This is a genomic window from Pseudomonas putida (genome assembly GCF_003228315.1).
GTDB lineage: Bacteria > Pseudomonadota > Gammaproteobacteria > Pseudomonadales > Pseudomonadaceae > Aquipseudomonas > Aquipseudomonas putida_S.
Genome location: NZ_CP029693.1, coordinates 1,318,186 through 1,336,997 on the forward strand (window position 1 = coordinate 1,318,186; position 18,812 = coordinate 1,336,997).

14 protein-coding genes are annotated in these 18,812 nt (G+C 61.9%); 11 read left to right on the forward strand and 3 right to left on the reverse strand.

Features of this window, described 5'->3' with window-relative positions; translation table 11 throughout:
• The first annotated feature begins 72 nt into the window (after positions 1-72).
• From DKY63_RS05890 to DKY63_RS05930, 9 genes are all read left to right on the forward strand, one after another.
• The gene (locus DKY63_RS05890; protein ID WP_007984657.1) at positions 73-354 is read left to right on the forward strand and encodes a peptidylprolyl isomerase; all 282 of its coding nucleotides are present in this window, start codon (positions 73-75) and stop codon (positions 352-354) included.
• A gap of 134 nt (positions 355-488) precedes the next feature.
• The gene (locus DKY63_RS05895) at positions 489-2,357 is read left to right on the forward strand and encodes an extracellular solute-binding protein (protein ID WP_110963232.1); all 1,869 of its coding nucleotides are present in this window, start codon (positions 489-491) and stop codon (positions 2,355-2,357) included.
• Positions 2,357-3,418 (forward strand): microcin C ABC transporter permease YejB, encoded by a 1,062-nt coding sequence (locus tag DKY63_RS05900; RefSeq protein WP_110963233.1) that lies wholly within the window; start codon positions 2,357-2,359, stop codon positions 3,416-3,418. Before DKY63_RS05895 ends, DKY63_RS05900 begins: the two co-directional genes overlap by 1 nt.
• Positions 3,418-4,440 carry an ABC transporter permease gene (locus tag DKY63_RS05905; protein WP_110963234.1) on the forward strand — a complete coding sequence of 341 codons (1,023 nt, stop codon included), beginning with the start codon at positions 3,418-3,420 and terminating at the stop codon, positions 4,438-4,440. Before DKY63_RS05900 ends, DKY63_RS05905 begins: the two co-directional genes overlap by 1 nt.
• 15 nt (positions 4,441-4,455) lie before the next feature.
• Positions 4,456-6,036, forward strand: coding sequence for an ABC transporter ATP-binding protein (locus tag DKY63_RS05910; protein ID WP_110963235.1), 1,581 nt, complete (start codon positions 4,456-4,458; stop codon positions 6,034-6,036).
• A gap of 162 nt (positions 6,037-6,198) precedes the next feature.
• Entirely contained in the window at positions 6,199-7,614 is a 1,416-nt protein-coding gene (locus DKY63_RS05915; RefSeq protein WP_110963236.1) for a sigma-54 interaction domain-containing protein, read from the forward strand.
• 287 nt (positions 7,615-7,901) lie between these two features.
• A complete protein-coding gene (locus DKY63_RS05920; RefSeq protein WP_110963237.1) occupies positions 7,902-9,293 on the forward strand; it encodes a GntP family permease in 1,392 nt (463 codons plus the stop codon).
• 7 nt (positions 9,294-9,300) lie between these two features.
• On the forward strand, positions 9,301-10,074 hold the full coding sequence (gene hbdH / locus DKY63_RS05925; RefSeq protein ID WP_110963238.1) for a 3-hydroxybutyrate dehydrogenase: 774 nt from the start codon (positions 9,301-9,303) through the stop codon (positions 10,072-10,074).
• 128 nt (positions 10,075-10,202) lie between these two features.
• A complete protein-coding gene (locus DKY63_RS05930) occupies positions 10,203-12,158 on the forward strand; it encodes an acetoacetate--CoA ligase (RefSeq protein ID WP_110963239.1) in 1,956 nt (651 codons plus the stop codon).
• A gap of 156 nt (positions 12,159-12,314) precedes the next feature.
• Here DKY63_RS05930 and DKY63_RS05935 read toward each other — a convergent pair whose 3' ends face one another.
• Positions 12,315-13,424, reverse strand: a complete 1,110-nt coding sequence (locus DKY63_RS05935; RefSeq protein ID WP_110963240.1) for a PilT/PilU family type 4a pilus ATPase — start codon at positions 13,422-13,424, stop codon at positions 12,315-12,317.
• A 117-nt stretch (positions 13,425-13,541) separates the two neighbouring features.
• Here DKY63_RS05935 and DKY63_RS05940 point away from each other — a divergent pair, with 117 nt between their 5' ends.
• Together DKY63_RS05940 and DKY63_RS05945 are read left to right on the forward strand one after the other, a co-directional pair.
• Positions 13,542-16,079 (forward strand): PAS domain-containing hybrid sensor histidine kinase/response regulator, encoded by a 2,538-nt coding sequence (locus tag DKY63_RS05940; protein ID WP_110963241.1) that lies wholly within the window; start codon positions 13,542-13,544, stop codon positions 16,077-16,079.
• Positions 16,080-16,133: 54 nt separating this feature from the next.
• Positions 16,134-16,409 (forward strand): peptidylprolyl isomerase, encoded by a 276-nt coding sequence (locus DKY63_RS05945; RefSeq protein WP_110963242.1) that lies wholly within the window; start codon positions 16,134-16,136, stop codon positions 16,407-16,409.
• A gap of 114 nt (positions 16,410-16,523) precedes the next feature.
• On the opposite strand, the gene DKY63_RS05950 is transcribed toward DKY63_RS05945, so the two are convergent.
• Positions 16,524-17,456: a sugar kinase gene (locus tag DKY63_RS05950; protein ID WP_110963243.1), complete on the reverse strand. Its 933-nt coding sequence runs from the start codon at positions 17,454-17,456 to the stop codon at positions 16,524-16,526.
• Between the two features lie 128 nt (positions 17,457-17,584).
• Positions 17,585-18,802, reverse strand: coding sequence for an amino acid deaminase (locus DKY63_RS05955; RefSeq protein ID WP_110963244.1), 1,218 nt, complete (start codon positions 18,800-18,802; stop codon positions 17,585-17,587).
• Positions 18,803-18,812 lie beyond the last annotated feature (10 nt).

The following is an 18,812-nucleotide window of genomic DNA, read 5'->3' on the forward strand; positions in this document are numbered from 1 at the left end:
TTTTCAGGAGAAATCGCTCACTGAATCCGGTAGGCTCCCCACTTTACCGAACATTGAAAGGAGCATTTCCCCATGGCCAAAGCCACTGCCCGCCACATCCTCGTTGCCAGCGAAGCCAAGTGCAACGAGCTCAAGGCTCAAATCGAGGCTGGTGCAGACTTCGCCGAAGTCGCCAAAGCCAACTCCACCTGCCCGTCCAGCCGCCAGGGCGGTGATCTCGGTTCGTTCGGTCCGGGCCAGATGGTCAAGGAATTCGACACCGTGGTCTTCAGCGCACCGATCAACGTCGTGCAAGGCCCGGTCAAGACCCAGTTCGGCTACCACCTGCTGGAAGTCACCAGCCGCCAGGACTGATCGACGCCCGACTTTCGCTCACAACGGCCCGCCTTTTGGTGGGCCGTCGTGTTTGGGATGCGAATTCGGCTGGCGAGGGACGCGCCGCTAGCGTACAAATTGTCGTTATCGACCACCCGGCTCTAAGGCTGACAATGCGACTGGCTTTCCCAACTGTGTTTTTCACTGCCATGGCCCTGTTGTTGGGCGCCGTCGGTGTGAACGCTGCACCGCAACATGCGTTGACTGTCTACGGCGAACCGGCCAAGTACCCTGCCGGCTTCAGCCACTTCGCCTACGCCAATCCCCAGGCGCCCAAGGGCGGCACGATGCGACGCTCGGCGATCGAAATCGGTCTTTTCGACCATGTCTCGCCTTACATCGACAAGGGCATCGGCGTCTCCCAGATCGATGGTCTGCTCTACTCGCCGCTGGCCCAGCGTTCGCTGGACGAGCCCTACACCGTGTATGGCCTTGTCGCCCAGCAGATGGAACGCTCCGATGACGGCTTGTCCCTGCGCTTCTATCTCAACCCCAAGGCGCGTTTTGCCGATGGCAAACCCATCACCGCCGAAGATGTTCGCTACACCTTCGATTTGCTGATGACCCAGGGCAGCCTGCGTTATCGCACTCAATTCGCCGACGTCAAGGGCGTCGAAGTGGAGTCGCCACTGACCGTGCGCTTCGACTTCAAGAACAACGAGAACCGCACCCTGCCCCTGGACATCGCCACCCTTCCGGTATTTCCCGAGCACTGGTGGAAAACCCGCGATTTCGCCGGCGGCGGTGGCTACGAGGCGCCGCTGGGCAGCGGACCGTACAAGGTCGGCAAAGTCGATTCCGGGCGCAGCATCACCTTCGAGCGCAACCCCGACTGGTGGGGCAAGGACCTGCCGGTCAGCCGCGGTCTCTACAACTTCGATCATTTCAGCATCGAATACTTCGGCGATACCGACGTGGCTCGCCAGGTCCTGCGCGGCGGCGCCTACGACTACAACCGCGAATTTTCCGCCACCGGCTACTCCATCGGCTATGAAAGCCCTGCGCTGAGCGACGGCCGCTTGCAAAAGGCCCATCTGGCGGTCGATGCACCGCAACCGAGCCAGGGCTTCGTGTTCAACCTGCAAAAGCCGATGTTCCAGGATCGTCGGGTGCGCCAGGCGCTGGTCATGCTCTGGGACTTCGAATGGAGCAACCGGCAGATGATGCGCAACCTGTACATCCGCCAACAGAGTTACTTTTCCAACACCGAACTCGCCGCCCGGCAATTGCCCGATGCCGGCGAGCTGGCGATTCTCGAGCCCTTGCGCGGGCAGATTCCCGACGAAGTCTTCACCAAAGTGTTTGAAGCGCCAAAAACCGATGGCAGCGGTGTGATTCGCGACAAACAGCTGCAAGCCCTGGCGCTGCTCGAACAGGCCGGCTGGAAACCCGATGGCGATCAACTGGTCAATGCCGACGGTGTACCCCTGAGCTTCACCTTCCTGGTCAGCCAGAACGGCATGGACCGCTTGTTGCTGCCGTACAAACGAACCCTGAAGCAGATCGGTATCGACCTGAACATCCGCCGCATCGACGCCTCGCAATACGTCAACCGCCTGATGAGCCGCGACTACGACATGATCGTCACCGGCTACCCGGTCACTACCTCTCCGGGAGGCGAGCTGCTCAATTATTTCGGTTCCGCTGCAGCCAACGACCCCGGTTCCAACAACTACATGGTGCTGAAGAACCCGGCGGTGGACACGCTGATCAACGGTCTGGTGCGTGCCGACACCAAAGCCAAAATGCTGCGCTACGCCCATGCGCTGGACCGGGTGCTGCAATGGAACTACTACTGGATCCCTAACTATTACCCGCCGGGAACCTCCACCGTGTGGTGGAACCGTTTCGGCATCCCCAATGTGCAGGCCAGCAATGACGAAGCCATCGAGAGTTGGTGGGAAGTGAGCACCACACCGCTGACCAATCAGCAAATGACCGCCGAACGCATTCGCCGTGGCAGCCCTGGAGGGCCGCATTGATGTGGGCTTACATACTGCGGCGTCTGCTGCTGATCATCCCGACGCTGTTCATCATTCTTCTGGTCAACTTCGTCATCGTCCAGGCCGCCCCGGGTGGCCCGGTGGAACAGGCCATCGCCCACCTGCAAGGCATCGGTGGCGTTACTGCCGGCAGCAGTTCCGGCGAGACCTCCACCGGCACCTCTCGAGCCAGTCGCGGTCTCGATCCGCAACTGATCAAGGACATTGAAAAACAGTACGGCTTCGACAAACCCGCCCATGAACGGTTGTGGCTGATGCTCACCAGCTATGCGCGGCTGGACTTCGGCAAAAGCTTCTTCCGGGGCGCCACCGTTACCGACCTGATCCTGCAGAAAATGCCGGTGACCATTTCCCTCGGGCTCTGGGCCACACTGATCACCTATCTGGTGTCGATTCCGCTGGGCATCCGCAAGGCGGTGCATCACGGCAGTCATTTCGATATCTGGAGCAGCACCGCGATCATCATCGGCTATGCCATGCCGGCGTTCCTGTTCGCGATGTTCCTGATCGTGGTGTTCGCTGGCGGCACTTCGTTGAACTGGTTTCCGGTGCGCGGGCTGGTGTCGGACAACTTCGACTCGCTGTCGACACTGGGCAAAGTCACCGACTACTTCTGGCATCTGGTGCTACCGGTGACGGCGCTGGTGATCGGCGGATTCGCGACCCTGACCATCCTGACCAAAAACTCGTTCCTCAATGAAATCACCCGCCAATACGTGGTCACCGCCCGCGCCAAAGGCCTGAGCGAACGGCGGGTGCTGTATGGCCACGTGTTCCGCAATGCCATGCTGCTGGTGGTCTCGGGAATTCCCCAGGCGTTCATCAGCGTATTTTTCGCCGGCTCCCTGCTGATCGAAGTGATCTTCTCCCTCGATGGCCTGGGTCGCATGAGCTATGAGGCCGCCGTATCCCGGGACTATCCGGTGGTGTTCGGCTCGCTGTTCATCTTCACCCTGTTCGGTCTGCTGATAAAACTGGTGGGAGACCTGTGCTACACCCTGGTCGACCCGCGCATCGACTTCGCCGCGAGGAACGCCTGATGTTCAAGCTTTCGCCGCTGGGCCGTCGTCGTTTCGAGCGCTTCAAGAAAAACCGTCGCGGCTGGTGGTCGCTGTGGCTGTTTGTCGGCCTGTTCCTGCTGACCCTGGGTGGCGAGCTGATCGCCAACGACAAGCCATTGGTCGTCAGCTATCAGGGCCAGTGGTACTTCCCGGCCTTCAAGCGCTACACCGAGCAGGAATTTGGCGGGCAACTGCCGTTCCAGGCCGATTACCGCAGCGACTACGTGCAGCAACTGATCAAAAAGGACGGCGGCTGGCTATTGTTCCCACCGATTCCGTTCAGCGATGACACACCCAATTACGACCTGAACAAACCGGCGCCCAGCCCACCGTCGAACGTCAACTGGCTAGGCACCGATGATCAGGCGCGAGACGTGCTGGCCCGGGTGATTTTCGGCGCCCGCGTGTCGATCCTGTTTGCCCTGATGCTGACCTTCGTCAGTGCCCTGATCGGCATCGCCGCCGGTGCGCTGCAAGGCTACTACGGCGGCTGGGTCGACCTGCTCGGGCAACGTTTGCAAGAGGTCTGGTCGGGACTGCCGGTGCTGTACCTGCTGATCATCCTGTCGGGTTTCGTCGAGCCCAACTTCTGGTGGTTGCTGGGGATCATGGCGCTGTTTTCCTGGCTGGCGCTGGTGGACGTGGTGCGTGCCGAGTTCCTGCGCGGGCGCAACCTGGAATACGTCAAGGCCGCCCGTGCACTGGGCCTGACCGATCGCAAGGTCATCGTGCGGCACATCCTGCCCAACGCCATGAACGCAACCTTGAGTTACCTGCCGTTCATTCTGACCGGTGCCATTTCGACGCTCACCGCCCTGGACTTCCTCGGCTTCGGCATGCCCGCCGGCAGCGCCTCGCTGGGCGAACTGATTGGTCAGGGCAAGCAGAACCTGCAGGCACCGTGGCTGGGACTGACGGCTTTTTTCACCCTGGCATTGATCCTTTCCTTGCTGGTATTCATCGGCGAAGCCTTGCGCGACGCGTTTGACCCCCGTTCCTGACCCCGGACTGTAGACATGAGCCTTAACCTGATCGAAATCCGTGACCTCAGCGTGGCCTTCAGTGGCCAGACCGTGGTGCGCAACCTGTGCCTGGACATCCGCCCCGGCGAATGCCTGGCGCTGGTCGGCGAGTCGGGCTCGGGCAAGTCGGTGACCGCCCACTCGATCCTGCAATTGCTGCCCGAATGCGGCACCGAAACCACCGGCAGCATCCGCTACCGCAGCCATGAACTGGTGGGCGCCGACGCCAAGCGACTGCGGCAATTGCGTGGTAACCGCATCGCCATGATCTTCCAGGAGCCGATGACCTCCCTCAATCCCTTGCACAGCATCGAAAAGCAGATTGGCGAAACCCTGCTGGTGCACAAGGGCATGGCGGGCAAGTCGGCGCAGGCGCGCATCCTTGAACTGCTGCATCTTGTCGGCATCAAGAACCCCAAGGAGCGACTCAAGGCTTACCCCCATCAACTGTCCGGCGGCCAGCGGCAACGGGTGATGATCGCCATGGCCCTGGCCTGCGAACCGGAATTGCTGATTGCCGACGAGCCCACCACCGCACTGGACGTCACCGTGCAGCGCAAGATCCTGCTGCTGCTCAAATCCCTGCAACAGCGGCTCAACATGTCGCTGCTGTTGATCAGTCATGACCTCAACCTGGTGCGCAGCATCGCCCAGCGCGTCTGCGTGATGAAGGCTGGCGAAATCGTCGAGCAAGCCCCCTGCGAAACCCTGTTCACTGAACCGAAACACCCCTACAGCTGCGTGCTGCTCAACGCCGAGCCGGAAGGTGAAGCGCTGCCCCGCGACGAGCGTGAAAACGTGCTGGAAGTGGACAATCTGCGGGTGCAGTTCCCGGTTAGCGGCGGGTTGTTTCAGCGCAAGACCTACCTCAAGGCCGTGGATGGCATCAGCCTGAACGTGCAACGCGGCAAGACCCTGGGCATCGTTGGCGAATCCGGTTCCGGCAAGTCCACCCTGGGCCAGGCGATCCTGCGCCTGCTCGATTCCGAGGGCAGTATTCGCTTTCAGGGCCAGGCACTGGACGACCTGACCCAGAAGCAGCTTCAACCCTGGCGCAAGCAGATGCAGGTGGTATTCCAGGACCCGTTCGGCAGTTTGAGCCCGCGAATGACCGTGGAACAGATCATCTGTGAAGGGCTGGAGGTGCACAGCCAGTTGAATAATGAGGAATGCATCACCGAGGTAATCCGGGCTCTACAGGAAGTCGGCCTCGACCCGCAAAGCCGCCATCGCTATCCCCATGAATTCTCCGGCGGTCAGCGCCAACGCATCGCCATCGCCCGGGCGCTGGTGCTCAAGCCGGCGCTGATCCTGCTGGACGAACCGACCTCGGCGCTGGACCGCACCGTGCAAAAACAGGTGGTCGCCCTGCTCCGCCAGCTCCAGGAAAAACATGGCCTGACCTATCTGTTCATCAGCCATGACCTGGCGGTGGTACGCGCCCTGGCCCACGACATGATCGTGATCAAGGACGGCAAGGTGGTGGAAAGCGGCGCCAGCCACGAGGTGTTCGATTCACCGCAGCACCCGTACACCAAGGAGCTGTTGGCGGCGGCGCATTTGGGGCAGGCATAATCCGGCGCATGTCGTAAAACCGCGTCGCGGCCATCGCGGGCAAGCCTTGCTCCTACAGGTATTGGGCCATAACAACAATCGGTGGCTCCCACATACCCTGTGGGAGCAAGGCTTGCCCGCGATGAGGCCAGCTCAAACACCACATATTCCGGACCTGAACCAATGAACACCACCGAAAGCCTCAAGGACTACCAGCGCGTGCGCCTGCTGGCGATCCGTTCGTTGTTCGAGATCATCGAGCAGTCGAGCGAAGGCACGGTGATTGTCGACCGCGATGCCAACATCGTCTGGATGAACGAGCGCTACGCCCGGCGCTTCGGCCTGTCCTCGGCGGAAGGCGCCATCGGCAAGGCCTGTGAAAGCGTGATCCCCGGCAGCCTGCTGCGCGAAGTGGTACGTACCGGCCGGCCAATCCTGCTGGACATGCAGGACACCCCCAAGGAACCACTGGTGGTCATGCGCCTGCCGATTCACGACGATGCAGGTGAAGTGATCGGCGCCATCGGGTTTGCCCTGTTCGACGAGTTGCGCAGCCTGTCGCCAATGCTCAAGCGCTACATGAGCATGCAGGAAGAACTGGCGTCCACGCGCTCCTTGCTGCGAGCCCGACAGACCAAGTACAACTTCGCCCACTTCATCGGCACCAGTGCCGCCAGCCTCGAAGTCAAACGCCGCGCCCGTCGCAGTGCCAGCACCGAATCGCCAGTGCTGCTACTGGGCGAAACCGGCACCGGCAAGGAACTGCTGGCCCAGGCGATCCACAACGCCTCGCCCCGGGCACACAAGGCGTTTGTAAGCATCAACAGCGCGGCGATTCCCGAATCGCTGCTGGAAGCCGAATTCTTTGGCACCGCCCCCGGCGCCTTCACCGGTGCCGACCGCAAGGGCCGCGCCGGCAAGTTGCAGATCGCCCAGGGCGGCACGCTTTTCCTCGATGAGATCGGCGACATGCCGCTGCCGCTGCAAAGCAAACTGTTGCGGGTTTTGCAGGAAAAGGAATTCGAACCGGTGGGCTCCAATGAGGTGATCCAGAGCGATGTCCGGGTCATCGCCGCGACCTCCACCGATCTTGAGGCTGCGATCAAGCGCGGCGAGTTTCGCGCCGACCTGTATTACCGCCTCAATGTCCTGCCGATCCACGTACCCCCGTTGCGCGACCGACTGGACGACCTGCCCGCGCTCAGCGAAGCGATCCTGGAAGAGTTGCGCAGCCAACATGAACTCAATGTCGAAGCGCTCGCCTTGCTGGGTCAACATGCCTGGCCGGGGAACATTCGCGAACTGCGCAACGTGCTGGAGCGGGCGGCGTTGCTCAGCGATGACCTGCGTCTCTCGGCGGCGGATATCCGGGCGGCCATCGGCACCTTCACCCCGGTTGAGCGGGCAACTGCGTTGACCATCGAACCGCTGGAGCACGAGACATTCAGCGCGGCGCGGGAGCGTTTCGACCGGCAATTGATCGAGAACACCCTGGCGCAATGCGGGGGCAAGGTGATCGAGGCGGCGGCCAGATTGGGGCTTGGGCGGTCGACGTTGTACAAGAAGATGGTGGCATTGGGGATCGCGGAGTCTCAATAAAGAGACATAAATCTCTATTCACAGACAAAGCATCGCGAGCAGGCTCGCTCCTACACTTGATCGAATTTCTCCCGGAAACCTACCCAACCTGTGGGAGCGAGCCTGCTCGCGATGAGGCCATCACAGGCACCAAAGTCTCTAAATAGAGACAGAAACACCACATCCAATCTTTAATCGTCAAATATATCCATATATTTCAATCACTTAGAGATCTGGCACAGAACTCGCTATAGCCCCTTCCTACAACGTTTCACCTCTACAAAAATAACAATCCCAGGAGACACACCATGAGTGTGATCATTGCCTTGGCAGCCCTTGCGCTGCTGATGCTGGCTGCCTACCGCGGCTATAGCGTTATCCTTTTTGCCCCCATCGCCGCCCTCGGCGCTGTCCTGCTTACTGACCCTTCCGCCGTCGCGCCTGCCTTCACCGGCGTGTTCATGGAAAAAATGGTCGGCTTCATCAAGTTGTACTTCCCGGTGTTCCTGCTCGGTGCCGTGTTCGGCAAGCTGATCGAGCTGTCGGGCTTCTCGCGCTCCATCGTCGCCGCGGCCATCCGCTTGCTGGGCACGCGCCAGGCGATGCTGGTGATCGTGCTGGTCTGTGCGCTGCTCACCTATGGCGGTGTGTCGCTGTTCGTGGTGGTGTTCGCGGTCTATCCGTTTGCCGCCGAAATGTTCCGCCAGAGCAACATCCCCAAGCGCCTGATCCCGGCGACCATCGCCCTGGGCGCGTTCTCGTTCACCATGGACGCCCTGCCCGGCACCCCGCAGATCCAGAACATCATCCCCAGCACCTTCTTCAACACCACCGCGTGGGCGGCGCCCTGGCTGGGGGTGATCGGCACGATCTTCGTGTTCTGCGCCGGCATGCTGTTCCTGCAGCGCCAGCGCAACAAGGCCCAGCGCGCCGGTGAAGGCTATGGCAGCGACCTGCGCAATGAGCCGGAAACCGCCGCCGACATCAAGCTGCCCAACCCATGGATTGCCCTGTCGCCGCTGCTGGCCGTGGGCATCATGAACCTGCTGTTCACCCAGTGGATTCCCCAGTGGTACGGCAAGACCCACAGCCTGGCGCTGCCGGGCATGGCCGCGCCGGTCACCACCGATATCGCCAAGCTCACCGCGATCTGGGCGGTTCAGGCGGCGCTGCTGGTGGGCATCCTCATGGTGCTGGCATTCGGTTTCCAGGCCATTCGCAGCAAACTGGCCGAAGGCAGTAAGAGTGCAGTGAGCGGCGCGCTGCTGGCGGCGATGAACACCGCCTCGGAATACGGCTTCGGTGCGGTGATCGCCTCGTTGCCGGGCTTTTTGGTACTGGCCGACTGGCTCAAAAGCATTCCCAATCCGCTGGTCAACGAAGCGATTACCGTGACCTTGCTGGCCGGTATCACCGGGTCCGCGTCGGGTGGCATGAGCATCGCCCTGGCGGCGATGTCCGAGCAGTTCATCAGCGCCGCCCACGCCGCCAACATCCCGCTGGAAGTGCTGCACCGCGTGGCCGCGATGGCCAGCGGCGGCATGGACACCCTGCCGCACAACGGCGCGGTGATTACCCTGCTGGCGGTCACTGGCCTGACCCACCGTGAAGCTTACAAAGACATATTCTGTATTACGCTGATCAAGACCCTGGCGGTCTTCGTGGTAATCGGCACTTTCTACGCCACTGGCATTGTGTGAGGTATAGATGACGACTCTTTCAGGCAAGACCGCACTGGTCACCGGCTCCACCAGCGGCATCGGCTTGGGCATCGCCCTGAGCCTGGCCAAGGCGGGCGCCAATCTGGTCCTCAACGGTTTCGGCGATGCGTCGAAAGTGATCGCCGAGGTCGGCCAGTTCGGCGGCAAGGTCGGCCATCACCCCGCCGATGTCAGTGATCCGGCGCAGATCGCCGACATGATTGCCTACGTCGAACGAGAATTCGGCGGCGTCGACATCCTGGTGAACAACGCCGGTATCCAGCATGTGGCACCAGTGGACGAGTTCCCGGTGGAGCGCTGGGATTCGATCATCGCCATCAATCTGTCCTCGGTGTTCCATAGCACGCGCCTGAGTCTGCCGGGCATGCGCGCCAAGGGTTGGGGCCGGGTGATCAACATTGCTTCAGTGCATGGCCTGGTCGGCTCGACCGGCAAGGCGGCTTATGTGGCGGCCAAGCATGGCGTGATCGGCCTGACCAAGGTCGTCGCCCTGGAAACCGCCACCAGCAACGTCACCTGCAACGCGATTTGCCCAGGCTGGGTACTGACGCCGCTGGTGCAGAAACAGATCGATGATCGCGCCGCGACGGGTATCGACCCGCAACAGGCGCAACATGACCTGCTGGCGGAGAAGCAGCCGTCACTGGAGTTCGTCACCCCGCCGCAACTGGGCGAGCTGGTGCTGTTCCTGTGCAGCGAGGCTGGCAGCCAGGTGCGGGGGGCGGCGTGGAATGTGGATGGTGGGTGGTTGGCGCAATAACTCGCCAACGGACCGCGTTATCGTTCATCGCGGGCAAGCCTTGCTCCTACAAGTGCACCTTGGTCCTGTAGGAGCAAGGCTTGCCCGCGATCGAGTGCGCAGCACTCGCTAACAAGAAGAGGCAAATCATGTCCGAAATACTCTGGCAACCCAGCCCCGAACGCATCGCCAAAACCCGCATGGAAGCTTTTCGCCGCTTCGTCATCAAGCGTCACCACCTGCACCTCGACGACTACCCTGCCCTGCATCAATGGTCCATCGATCAGCGCCCGGACTTCTGGCAGGCGATCGTCGATTTCTTCGATATCCGCTTCCATGAGCAACCCGACGCGGTGCTGGTAGAAGGCTCGCAAATGCCCGACGCCCATTGGTTTCCCGGTGCCACCCTGAACTTCGCCGAACACCTCCTGCGCCGCCGCGACGATGCCATCGCAGTCATTGCCGTGGCGGAAAACGGCCAGCGCGAACACCTGAGCTGGGCTGAACTGGCCGAGCATGTCGCCGGTTTCCAGAATGGCTTGATCGCCGCCGGTGTCGGCGTGGGCGACCGGGTGGCCGCGTGCATGCCCAACACTTGGCAAACCCTGGTGGCGATGCTCGCCACCACCAGCCTCGGGGCGATCTGGTCCTGCTCTTCGCCAGACTTCGGCACTCAAGGGGTCATTGACCGTTTCGGCCAGATCGAGCCGAAAGTCCTGGTGACCTGCGCCGGCTACCGCTATGCCGGCAAAGAGATCGACCAACGGGTCAAGCTCAACGAAATTCTCGAACGCCTGCCATCGCTGCGACAGCTGGTCGTCGTGCCCTACGCGCAGCCCCACACGCACATCGAAGACTTCCACACCTCTGCCAATGTCACGCTCTGGGACGACTTCTACTGTCCGGGCGGCAAGCCGGACTTCGTCGCCGTGCCCTTCGACCACCCGCTGTACATCCTCTATTCCAGCGGCACCACCGGCGTGCCCAAGTGCATCATCCACGGCACCGGCGGCGTGCTGCTGCAACACGTCAAGGAACACGGCCTGCATTGCGATCTCGGCCCTGGCGAGCGCCTGTTCTACTACACCACCTGCGGCTGGATGATGTGGAACTGGCTGGTCTCGGCCCTGGCAGTCGGCAGTTCGGTAGTGCTGTATGACGGCTCGCCGTTCGAGCCTGTCCCGGAGCGTTTGATTGATCTGATCGACGACGAACGCATCAGCGTCTTTGGCACCAGCCCAAAATTCCTCGCCACCCTGGAAAGCAGCGGCGTCAAACCTGCGCAAAGTCATGACCTGGGCAGCCTGAAGACCTTGCTCTGCACCGGTTCCGCGCTGTCACCGCAGAGCTACGACTACGTGTACCGCGATCTCAAGCCTGACCTGTGTCTGGCATCGATGTCGGGTGGCACCGATATCATTTCCTGCTTCGCCAACGGCAATCCCCTGCAACCGGTACGTCGTGGCGAAATGCAGGGCAAAAGCCTCGGGATGGCCGTCGAGGTGTGGAACGACGAGGGCCAGCCGGTGATCGGCGAAAAAGGTGAACTGGTGTGCACCCGGCACTTCCCGGCCATGCCCATCGGCCTGTGGCATGACCCTGATGGCGAAAAGCTGCGCGCCTCGTATTTCAGCCAGTTCCCCGGCGTCTGGGCCCAGGGCGACTACGCCGAGCAACTGCTCGATGGCGGGATGATGATCCACGGGCGCTCCGACGCGGTGCTCAATCCCGGCGGCGTGCGCATTGGCACGGCGGAAATCTATCGCCAGGTGGAAAAAGTCCCGCAGGTGCTCGACAGCGTGGCCATTGGTCAGCAGTGGCAGGACGACGTACGGGTGGTGTTGTTCGTGCGCCTGCAGGACGGCGTGACGCTGGATGAAACGCTGCAACAGCAGATCCGCCAGGTCATTCGTGCCAACACCACGCCGCGCCATGTGCCGGCGAAGATCATCGCGGTGACCGACATTCCCCGGACCATCAGCGGCAAGATTGTCGAGCTGGCGGTGCGCAATGTGGTGCATGGGCAGAAGGTCAGGAACACCGATGCGCTGGCGAACCCCGAGGCGCTGGAGCAATTTCGCGACCGCCCCGAACTGCAGAACTGAATGATCGTCCCCACACATTGCGCGGGAACGACCACATTTCCCCTGTAGGAGCGAGCCCTGCTCGCGATGGTCGTCAACGATAACGTCGGGAGCCTGACACCCCGCGGCGCTCTCAGGTTCATCGCGAGCAGGGCTCGCTCCTACAGGTGCAAGACGTCAATCCATCAGGCCCCAATCGCCCGGTGGCGTGTGAGTGCCCGGAATGGCCTCGGCGTGCAATTTCACCCGCAATCGCAAATTGTTCACCGAATCAGCATTTTTCAACGCCTCTTCCTCACTGATCGCGCCCTCCACCACCAGCTCATACAGCGCCGCATCGAAGGTCTGCATACCCTGGGCGGTGGATTTCTCCATGATCTCCTTCAAGTCATCCAGACGATTGAGGCGGATCAGATCACCAACCGTCGGCGTCCCCAGCAGCACTTCCACTGCAACCCGCCGCCCACCGTCACGGGCACGCACCAAGCGTTGCGAAACGAAGGCCTTGAGGTTGTTGCCCAGATCGTGGAGCAACTGCCCCCGGCGCTCTTCGGGAAAGAAATTGATCACGCGATCCAGCGCCTGGCTGGCGTTGTGCGCATGCAAGGTGGAAATCACCAGGTGCCCGGTGTCGGCGAAGGCCAGCGCGTGCTCCATGGTTTCGCGGTCGCGGATTTCACCGATCAGCACCACGTCCGGTGCCTGGCGCAGGGTGTTTTTCAGGGCCATGTGAAAACTTCGGGTGTCCACCCCCACTTCGCGCTGGTTGATGATCGAGTTTTTATGCCGATGGATGAATTCGATGGGGTCCTCGATGGTGACGATATGTCCGCGACTGTGTCGGTTGCGGTAATCGATCAACGCCGCCAGCGACGTGGACTTGCCCGAGCCGGTGGCCCCGACGAACAGCATCAGGCCCTGCTTGAGCATCACGGTCTCCAGCAGCACCGGCGGCAGCTTGAGGTCTTCATAGCGCGGGATGTCGAGTTTGACGTTGCGTACTACCATCGACACATCGTTGCGCTGCTTGAAGATATTGACCCGGAAGCGGCCGACCCCCGGCAGGGAAATCGCCAGGTTCATTTCCAGTTCACGATCGAACTCAAGGCGCTGTTCGGCGTCCATGATGGAGGCGGCGATGAGCGCGATTTCCCCCGGTTTGAACGATTGCTCCGCCAGTGGCGTCAGCACCCCGTCGAACCGCGCACTGGGCGGTGCGCCCGTCGACAGGTAAAGGTCGGACCCATTCTGGCTGGCCAGTCGTTTTAACAACGCATCGATTTCCATGGCAAAAAGCACCCGCGAAGCATTCAATTGAAAGAAACGACCCCAAAATCGGGCCGCGGAAAACCGCTCAACAACAGAGTAGACGTCGTCTTACCGGCACATGTTCAGGAAACCTTGATGAGTGCATCACCTACCGGCAGCGATGCCCAGGCCCTGATTGCCCGCCTGGACTGGGCAAACAGCCCATTGGGCGACGCGAGTGCCTGGCCGCAGAGCCTGCGGACCGCCGTGGACATCGTGATTCATTCGCCGATGCCGATGCTGCTGCTCTGGGGACCGCAGCTGACACAGATCTACAACGATGGCTTCGCCCTGCTGGCCGGCAGCAAGCACCCACACGCGTTCGGACAGCCAACTCACCAGATCTGGCCGGAACTCAAGGACTTTACCGACCCGATTTACAGCGCCGTCCTACAGGGCCAGGTGCGGACCTACAGCGAGCAGCGCTTTACCTTGCAGCGCGACGGCAAGGATTCCGACTTCTGGCTGGACCTGACCTACAGCCCCATCCGCGATGAAAAAGCCGAAGTCGCCGGCATCCTGGTCACCGCCATCGAAACCAACGAGCGTCGTCGTATCGCCCTGGAACTGGAACAGCGCTCTGCCGCCAGCCTCAAGGCGCAACAGGACACCGAGGAACGCCTGCAACTGGCCCTCGCCGCCACCGACGCGGTGGGCACCTGGGACTGGGACATCAGCGAGGACCGCTTCATCGCCGACGCGCGTTTCGCACAATTGCACGGCATCGACCCGGCCATGGCCGGGCAGTTGCCAATCAGCGCGTATCTGCACGGGGTCCACCCGCAGGACCGTGCCCTGATCGCCCGCAGCATCAAACACTGCATCAATGAAGGCACCGAATACGCCGAGGAATACCGTCTGTTGCAGGCCGACGGCCAATTGCGCTGGGTGTTTGCCCGCGGCCGTTGCTACAAGGACCACCATGGCCGGCCGATCCGCTTCCTCGGCGCCGCCCTGGACCTGACCGAACGCAAGAACACCGAACAGGCGCTGCGCCAGAGCCAGACCGAGTTGCAACTGATCATCAACGCCATGCCGATCCTGATCAGTTACGTCGACCGCGAGGAACGCTTTCGCCTGAACAATTCCGCGTACCTGGACTGGTACGGCCTGACACCCCAGGAACTCTACGGCCGCACCGTACGCGAAGTGCTGGGCGATGAAGCCTACGCTTTGCGCGCCGAGTACATTGCCCAGGCGCTGACCGGCAGGCCTTGCTGTTTCAGCATCAACACGCCGCACCGGGACGGCAGCATCCGCCACGCCTTGATGAACTACTTGCCGCGCCATGGCGCCGATGGCGCGGTGAACGGCTTTTACATCTTCGTGATCGACGAAACCGAACGCAAACAGACTGAAGAAGCCCTGCGCAACCTCAACGAGACCCTCGAAGAACGGGTCGCTGCACGGACCCGGCAACTGGCCGAGACCAATCAGCGCCTGCAAAACGAAATGTTCGAGCGTGAACGCGCCGAAGAGGCCTTGCGCCATGCGCAGAAAATGGAAGCCGTCGGGCAGCTCACCGGCGGCATTGCCCATGACTTCAACAACATGCTCACCGGGATCATCGGCAGTCTGGACCTGATGCAACGCTACATTGCCGAAGGGCGTACATCGGAAATCGCCCGGTTCACCGAAGCGGCGGTGTCTTCGGCCAACCGCGCCGCCGCCCTCACCCATCGCTTGCTGGCGTTTTCCCGACGCCAGTCGCTGGACCGCAAGCCGCTCAATGCCAACGATCTGATCCATTCACTGGAAGACCTGTTCAGCCGCACCAAGGGCGACCACATAGAGCTCAAACTGCAACTGGCAGAAAAGCTCTGGTCGGTGAGCACCGACGTCAGCCAACTGGAAAACGCCCTGCTCAATCTGGTGATCAACGCCCGGGACGCGATGCCTGACGGCGGCCAGCTATGTATCGAAACCGCCAACGTGTATCTGGACGGCAGTGACGTCAACATTCTGGAGCCGGTCAAGGCTGGCGACTATGTGATGATCGCGGTCAGTGACAACGGCACCGGCATGACCCCCAAGGTGTTGGCCAAGGCCTTCGATCCGTTCTTCACCACCAAGCCCATCGGCCAGGGCACGGGACTGGGGTTGTCGATGATCTACGGCTTTGCCCAGCAGTCGGGCGGGCACGTCAGCATTTTCAGCATGCCCGGCCAGGGCACCAACGTGCGCCTGTACCTGCCGCGACTGCTGGATGAGGAGTCGCACGATGTGCTGTCGCCGGTCATCAGCGAGGCACCGCCGGCGATTGCCGGGGAAACCGTGGTGCTGGTGGAGGACGATCCGGCGGTGCGCATGCTGGTGCTGAGCCTGCTCACCGAGTTGGGGTATCGCGCCTACGAAGCCGAAGACGCAAAGACCGCCCTGCCCTTGCTCGAATCAAGTATGCGGGTCGATCTGCTGGTCACCGATGTCGGCCTGCCAGGCATGAACGGTCGGCAATTGGCGGAAATCGCCCGTCAGCACCGGCCACTCATCAAAGTGCTGTTCATGACCGGCTACGCGCAGATGGCCGCCGAACGCCAGGGATTTCTCGAAGAAGGCATGGACATGGTGGCCAAGCCGTTTTCCATTGATCTGCTGGCCAACAAGATTCGCACGATGATCGGCCGTTCCGAATGAGTTAGGGCATAATCGCGCCCCCTGTTGAAAGCACCGTTACAAGGTACCTGCCCCATGAAAGCTCAAGCCCGCCACATTCTGGTGAAAACCGCCGAAGAAGCCGAGCAACTCAAGCAACGCATCGCCAAAGGCGAAGCGTTCGATGTTTTGGCCAAGAAGTATTCCACCTGCCCTTCCGGCAAACGTGGCGGCGACCTGGGTGAAGTGCGGCCAGGGCAGATGGTCGGGGCGATCGATGCGGTGATCTTCAAGAAACCGCTGCGGGTGGTGCATGGGCCAATCAAGAGCAAGTTCGGGTATCACCTGGTGCAGGTGTTTTTCCGGGATTGAGTGCTTGGCAGCAGAGCGCGATCGCGAGCAGGCTCGCTCCTACAGTTGACCGCACTCCACTGTAGGAGCGAGCCTGCTCGCGATCCGATGGCGCAGCCAGCGGCCATCCAACACTTACCTCGGGATCAGCGCCCCCGGCACCTGAATCACCCGACTCGCCAACCGATGCCCCGCCTCGGCCGCCTCTACCGGGCTACCGCCCTTGAGCCGACTGGCCAAATACGCCGCACTGAACGAATCCCCCGCCGCCGTGGTGTCCACCACCCGCTCGACCTTCTGCGCCGGCACCTCGAACGCCTCACCCTCACAACGAATCAAACATGCCTCGGCGCCGCGCTTGAGCACCACTTCCGGGGTGCCAATCTGCTCGTACGCCTCGAACACCGCCGCGCAGTCGGCAAAGTGGAACAGCGCCTGTTCGTCATCGACGGTCAGCAGCGCCAGGTCGACGTAAGGCAGCACGCTGCGATAGGCCGTCCGCGCCTCTTCGACCGAGGCCCACAGCCGTGGCCGGTAGTTGTTGTCGAACACGATCCGCGCATCCCGTTGCCGGGCTTCGATCAGGGTTTCGAGCAATTTTTTCCGACCTTGCACGCCCAGCACCGCCAGGGTGATGCCGCTGAAATACAGCACGTCGTAATCCGGCAGCGCCGCGAGGATCGGCTCGGCAGCCGGGGTGGTGAAGCAATCGCGCACCGCGGCTTCATTGCGCCAGTAGAGAAAGCGCCGTTCACCGGCGGCGTCGGTCTGGATGCAGTACAGCCCCGGCAGGCGGCCGGGCAAGCGCTGGACCATTTCCAGGCCGATGTTCTCTTCGGCCCAGCTCTGGCACATGGCATCGCTGAAACTGTCATCGCCCAGGGCGGTGACGTAATCCACGCTGCCGGCCGCGCCGAGCTCACGGGACAGGTAGACGGCGGTGTTCAGGGTGTCGCCGCCGAAGCTCTGTTGCAGGCTGCCGTCGGCGCGGTGTTGCAGCTCGATCATGCATTCGCCGATCAGGGCGATGCGGGGGGTGTTGGGGCCCAGGGTGTTGATGGTGTTCATGTGAGGAGTCTCTGGTGTTGCTTTGGTGTCTGGGCCACCGCCATCGCGAGCAGGCTCGCTCCTACAGGGAAACGCATTCCATTGTAGGAGCGAGCCTGCTCGCGATGGCCGCGCCGCGGTCTTGAACCTTAGAAACAGGTTTCCATGTTCTCGATGACGTTCAACTGCTCATCCACCAGACACCCCGTGCGCCACTTGTCGAACGTCAGGCACGGGTGCGAGGTGCCAAACGAAATGATGTCCCCCACCCGCAATTCCACCCCCGGCGCCACGGTCATGAACGCATGCTGGTCCATCACCGCCGTCACCTTGCAACCGCCAACATCGTCGCCCTTGGCCGGCACCACGCCGGCCTTGTAACGCAGCAATGGCACCGGCAAACCGGCATCGTAAGCCACGTCGCGCTTGCCCAGGGCGATCACCGCGAAGCCCGGCTCCGGCAACGACTGCACGTGGGCCCAGACTTCCAGCGCCGGGCGCAGGCCTTCCTGCAGATCGCTGCGACGGTCGAGCACGCAGCATTGCGCTTCCTTATAGATGCCGTGGTCATGGGCCACGTAGCTGCCCGGACGCAGCACACTGAGGAAACGCCCGCCGGCGTTCTGTGCCTCGAACTCTTCGGCGATCAGGTCATACCAGGCCGAACCGGACGCGGTGACGATCGGCTTGGCGATGGCGAATGCACCGCTGTCCTGCAACTGCACCGCCAAACGCACCAGCGACTGGGCGAAGGCGCGAATGCCGCTGATGGCGTGATCGCCGTGGATCACCCCTTCGTAGCCTTCAATGCCGGTCAGGGCCAATGCCGGTTGTGCGGCAATGGCCTTGGCCAGGTCGAGCACTTCCTGTTCGCTGCGGCAACCGCAACGCCCGCCAACCACGCCGTATTCGATCATCACGTTCAGGCGCACGCCGCGCGAGGCGAAATAGGCACCGAGATCCGCCACGTTATCCGGGTGATCGACCATGCAATAGAAGTCGAAATTCGGGTCAGCCAGCAGGTCGGCAATCAGCGCCATGTTCGGCGTACCCACCAGTTGGTTGGCCATCAACACCCGGCGTACGCCATGGGCGTAGGCCGCGCGGGTTTGCGTGGCGCTGGCCAGGGTGATGCCCCAGGCGCCGGCGTCCAGTTGGCGACGGAACAGCGCCGGGGTCATGCTGGTCTTGCCGTGAGGCGCAAGCTCGGCGCCGCTGTTGCTGACGAAGTCCTGCATCCAGCGAATGTTGTGTTCCAGCGCCTCGCGGTGCAGCACCAGGGCCGGCAGGCTGACGTCGCGGACCAGGCTGGCGCCGACTTGCGCAGCGCCCTTATCCACGTTGGCGGTATTGGGGGCAGAAGACATGGTTGAACTC

Bases quoted from the DNA above. Each gene is read 5' to 3' on its own strand.
- DKY63_RS05890 (WP_007984657.1), top strand. From the start codon at position 73: ATGGCCAAAGCCACTGCCCGCCACATCCTCGTTGCCAGCGAAGCCAAG.
- DKY63_RS05895 (WP_110963232.1), top strand. From the start codon at position 489: ATGCGACTGGCTTTCCCAACTGTGTTTTTCACTGCCATGGCCCTGTTG.
- DKY63_RS05900 (WP_110963233.1), top strand. From the start codon at position 2,357: ATGTGGGCTTACATACTGCGGCGTCTGCTGCTGATCATCCCGACGCTG.
- DKY63_RS05905 (WP_110963234.1), top strand. From the start codon at position 3,418: ATGTTCAAGCTTTCGCCGCTGGGCCGTCGTCGTTTCGAGCGCTTCAAG.
- DKY63_RS05910 (WP_110963235.1), top strand. From the start codon at position 4,456: ATGAGCCTTAACCTGATCGAAATCCGTGACCTCAGCGTGGCCTTCAGT.
- DKY63_RS05915 (WP_110963236.1), top strand. From the start codon at position 6,199: ATGAACACCACCGAAAGCCTCAAGGACTACCAGCGCGTGCGCCTGCTG.
- DKY63_RS05920 (WP_110963237.1), top strand. From the start codon at position 7,902: ATGAGTGTGATCATTGCCTTGGCAGCCCTTGCGCTGCTGATGCTGGCT.
- hbdH (WP_110963238.1), top strand. From the start codon at position 9,301: ATGACGACTCTTTCAGGCAAGACCGCACTGGTCACCGGCTCCACCAGC.
- DKY63_RS05930 (WP_110963239.1), top strand. From the start codon at position 10,203: ATGTCCGAAATACTCTGGCAACCCAGCCCCGAACGCATCGCCAAAACC.
- DKY63_RS05935 (WP_110963240.1), bottom strand. From the start codon at position 13,424: ATGGAAATCGATGCGTTGTTAAAACGACTGGCCAGCCAGAATGGGTCC.
- DKY63_RS05940 (WP_110963241.1), top strand. From the start codon at position 13,542: ATGAGTGCATCACCTACCGGCAGCGATGCCCAGGCCCTGATTGCCCGC.
- DKY63_RS05945 (WP_110963242.1), top strand. From the start codon at position 16,134: ATGAAAGCTCAAGCCCGCCACATTCTGGTGAAAACCGCCGAAGAAGCC.
- DKY63_RS05950 (WP_110963243.1), bottom strand. From the start codon at position 17,456: ATGAACACCATCAACACCCTGGGCCCCAACACCCCCCGCATCGCCCTG.
- DKY63_RS05955 (WP_110963244.1), bottom strand. From the start codon at position 18,802: ATGTCTTCTGCCCCCAATACCGCCAACGTGGATAAGGGCGCTGCGCAA.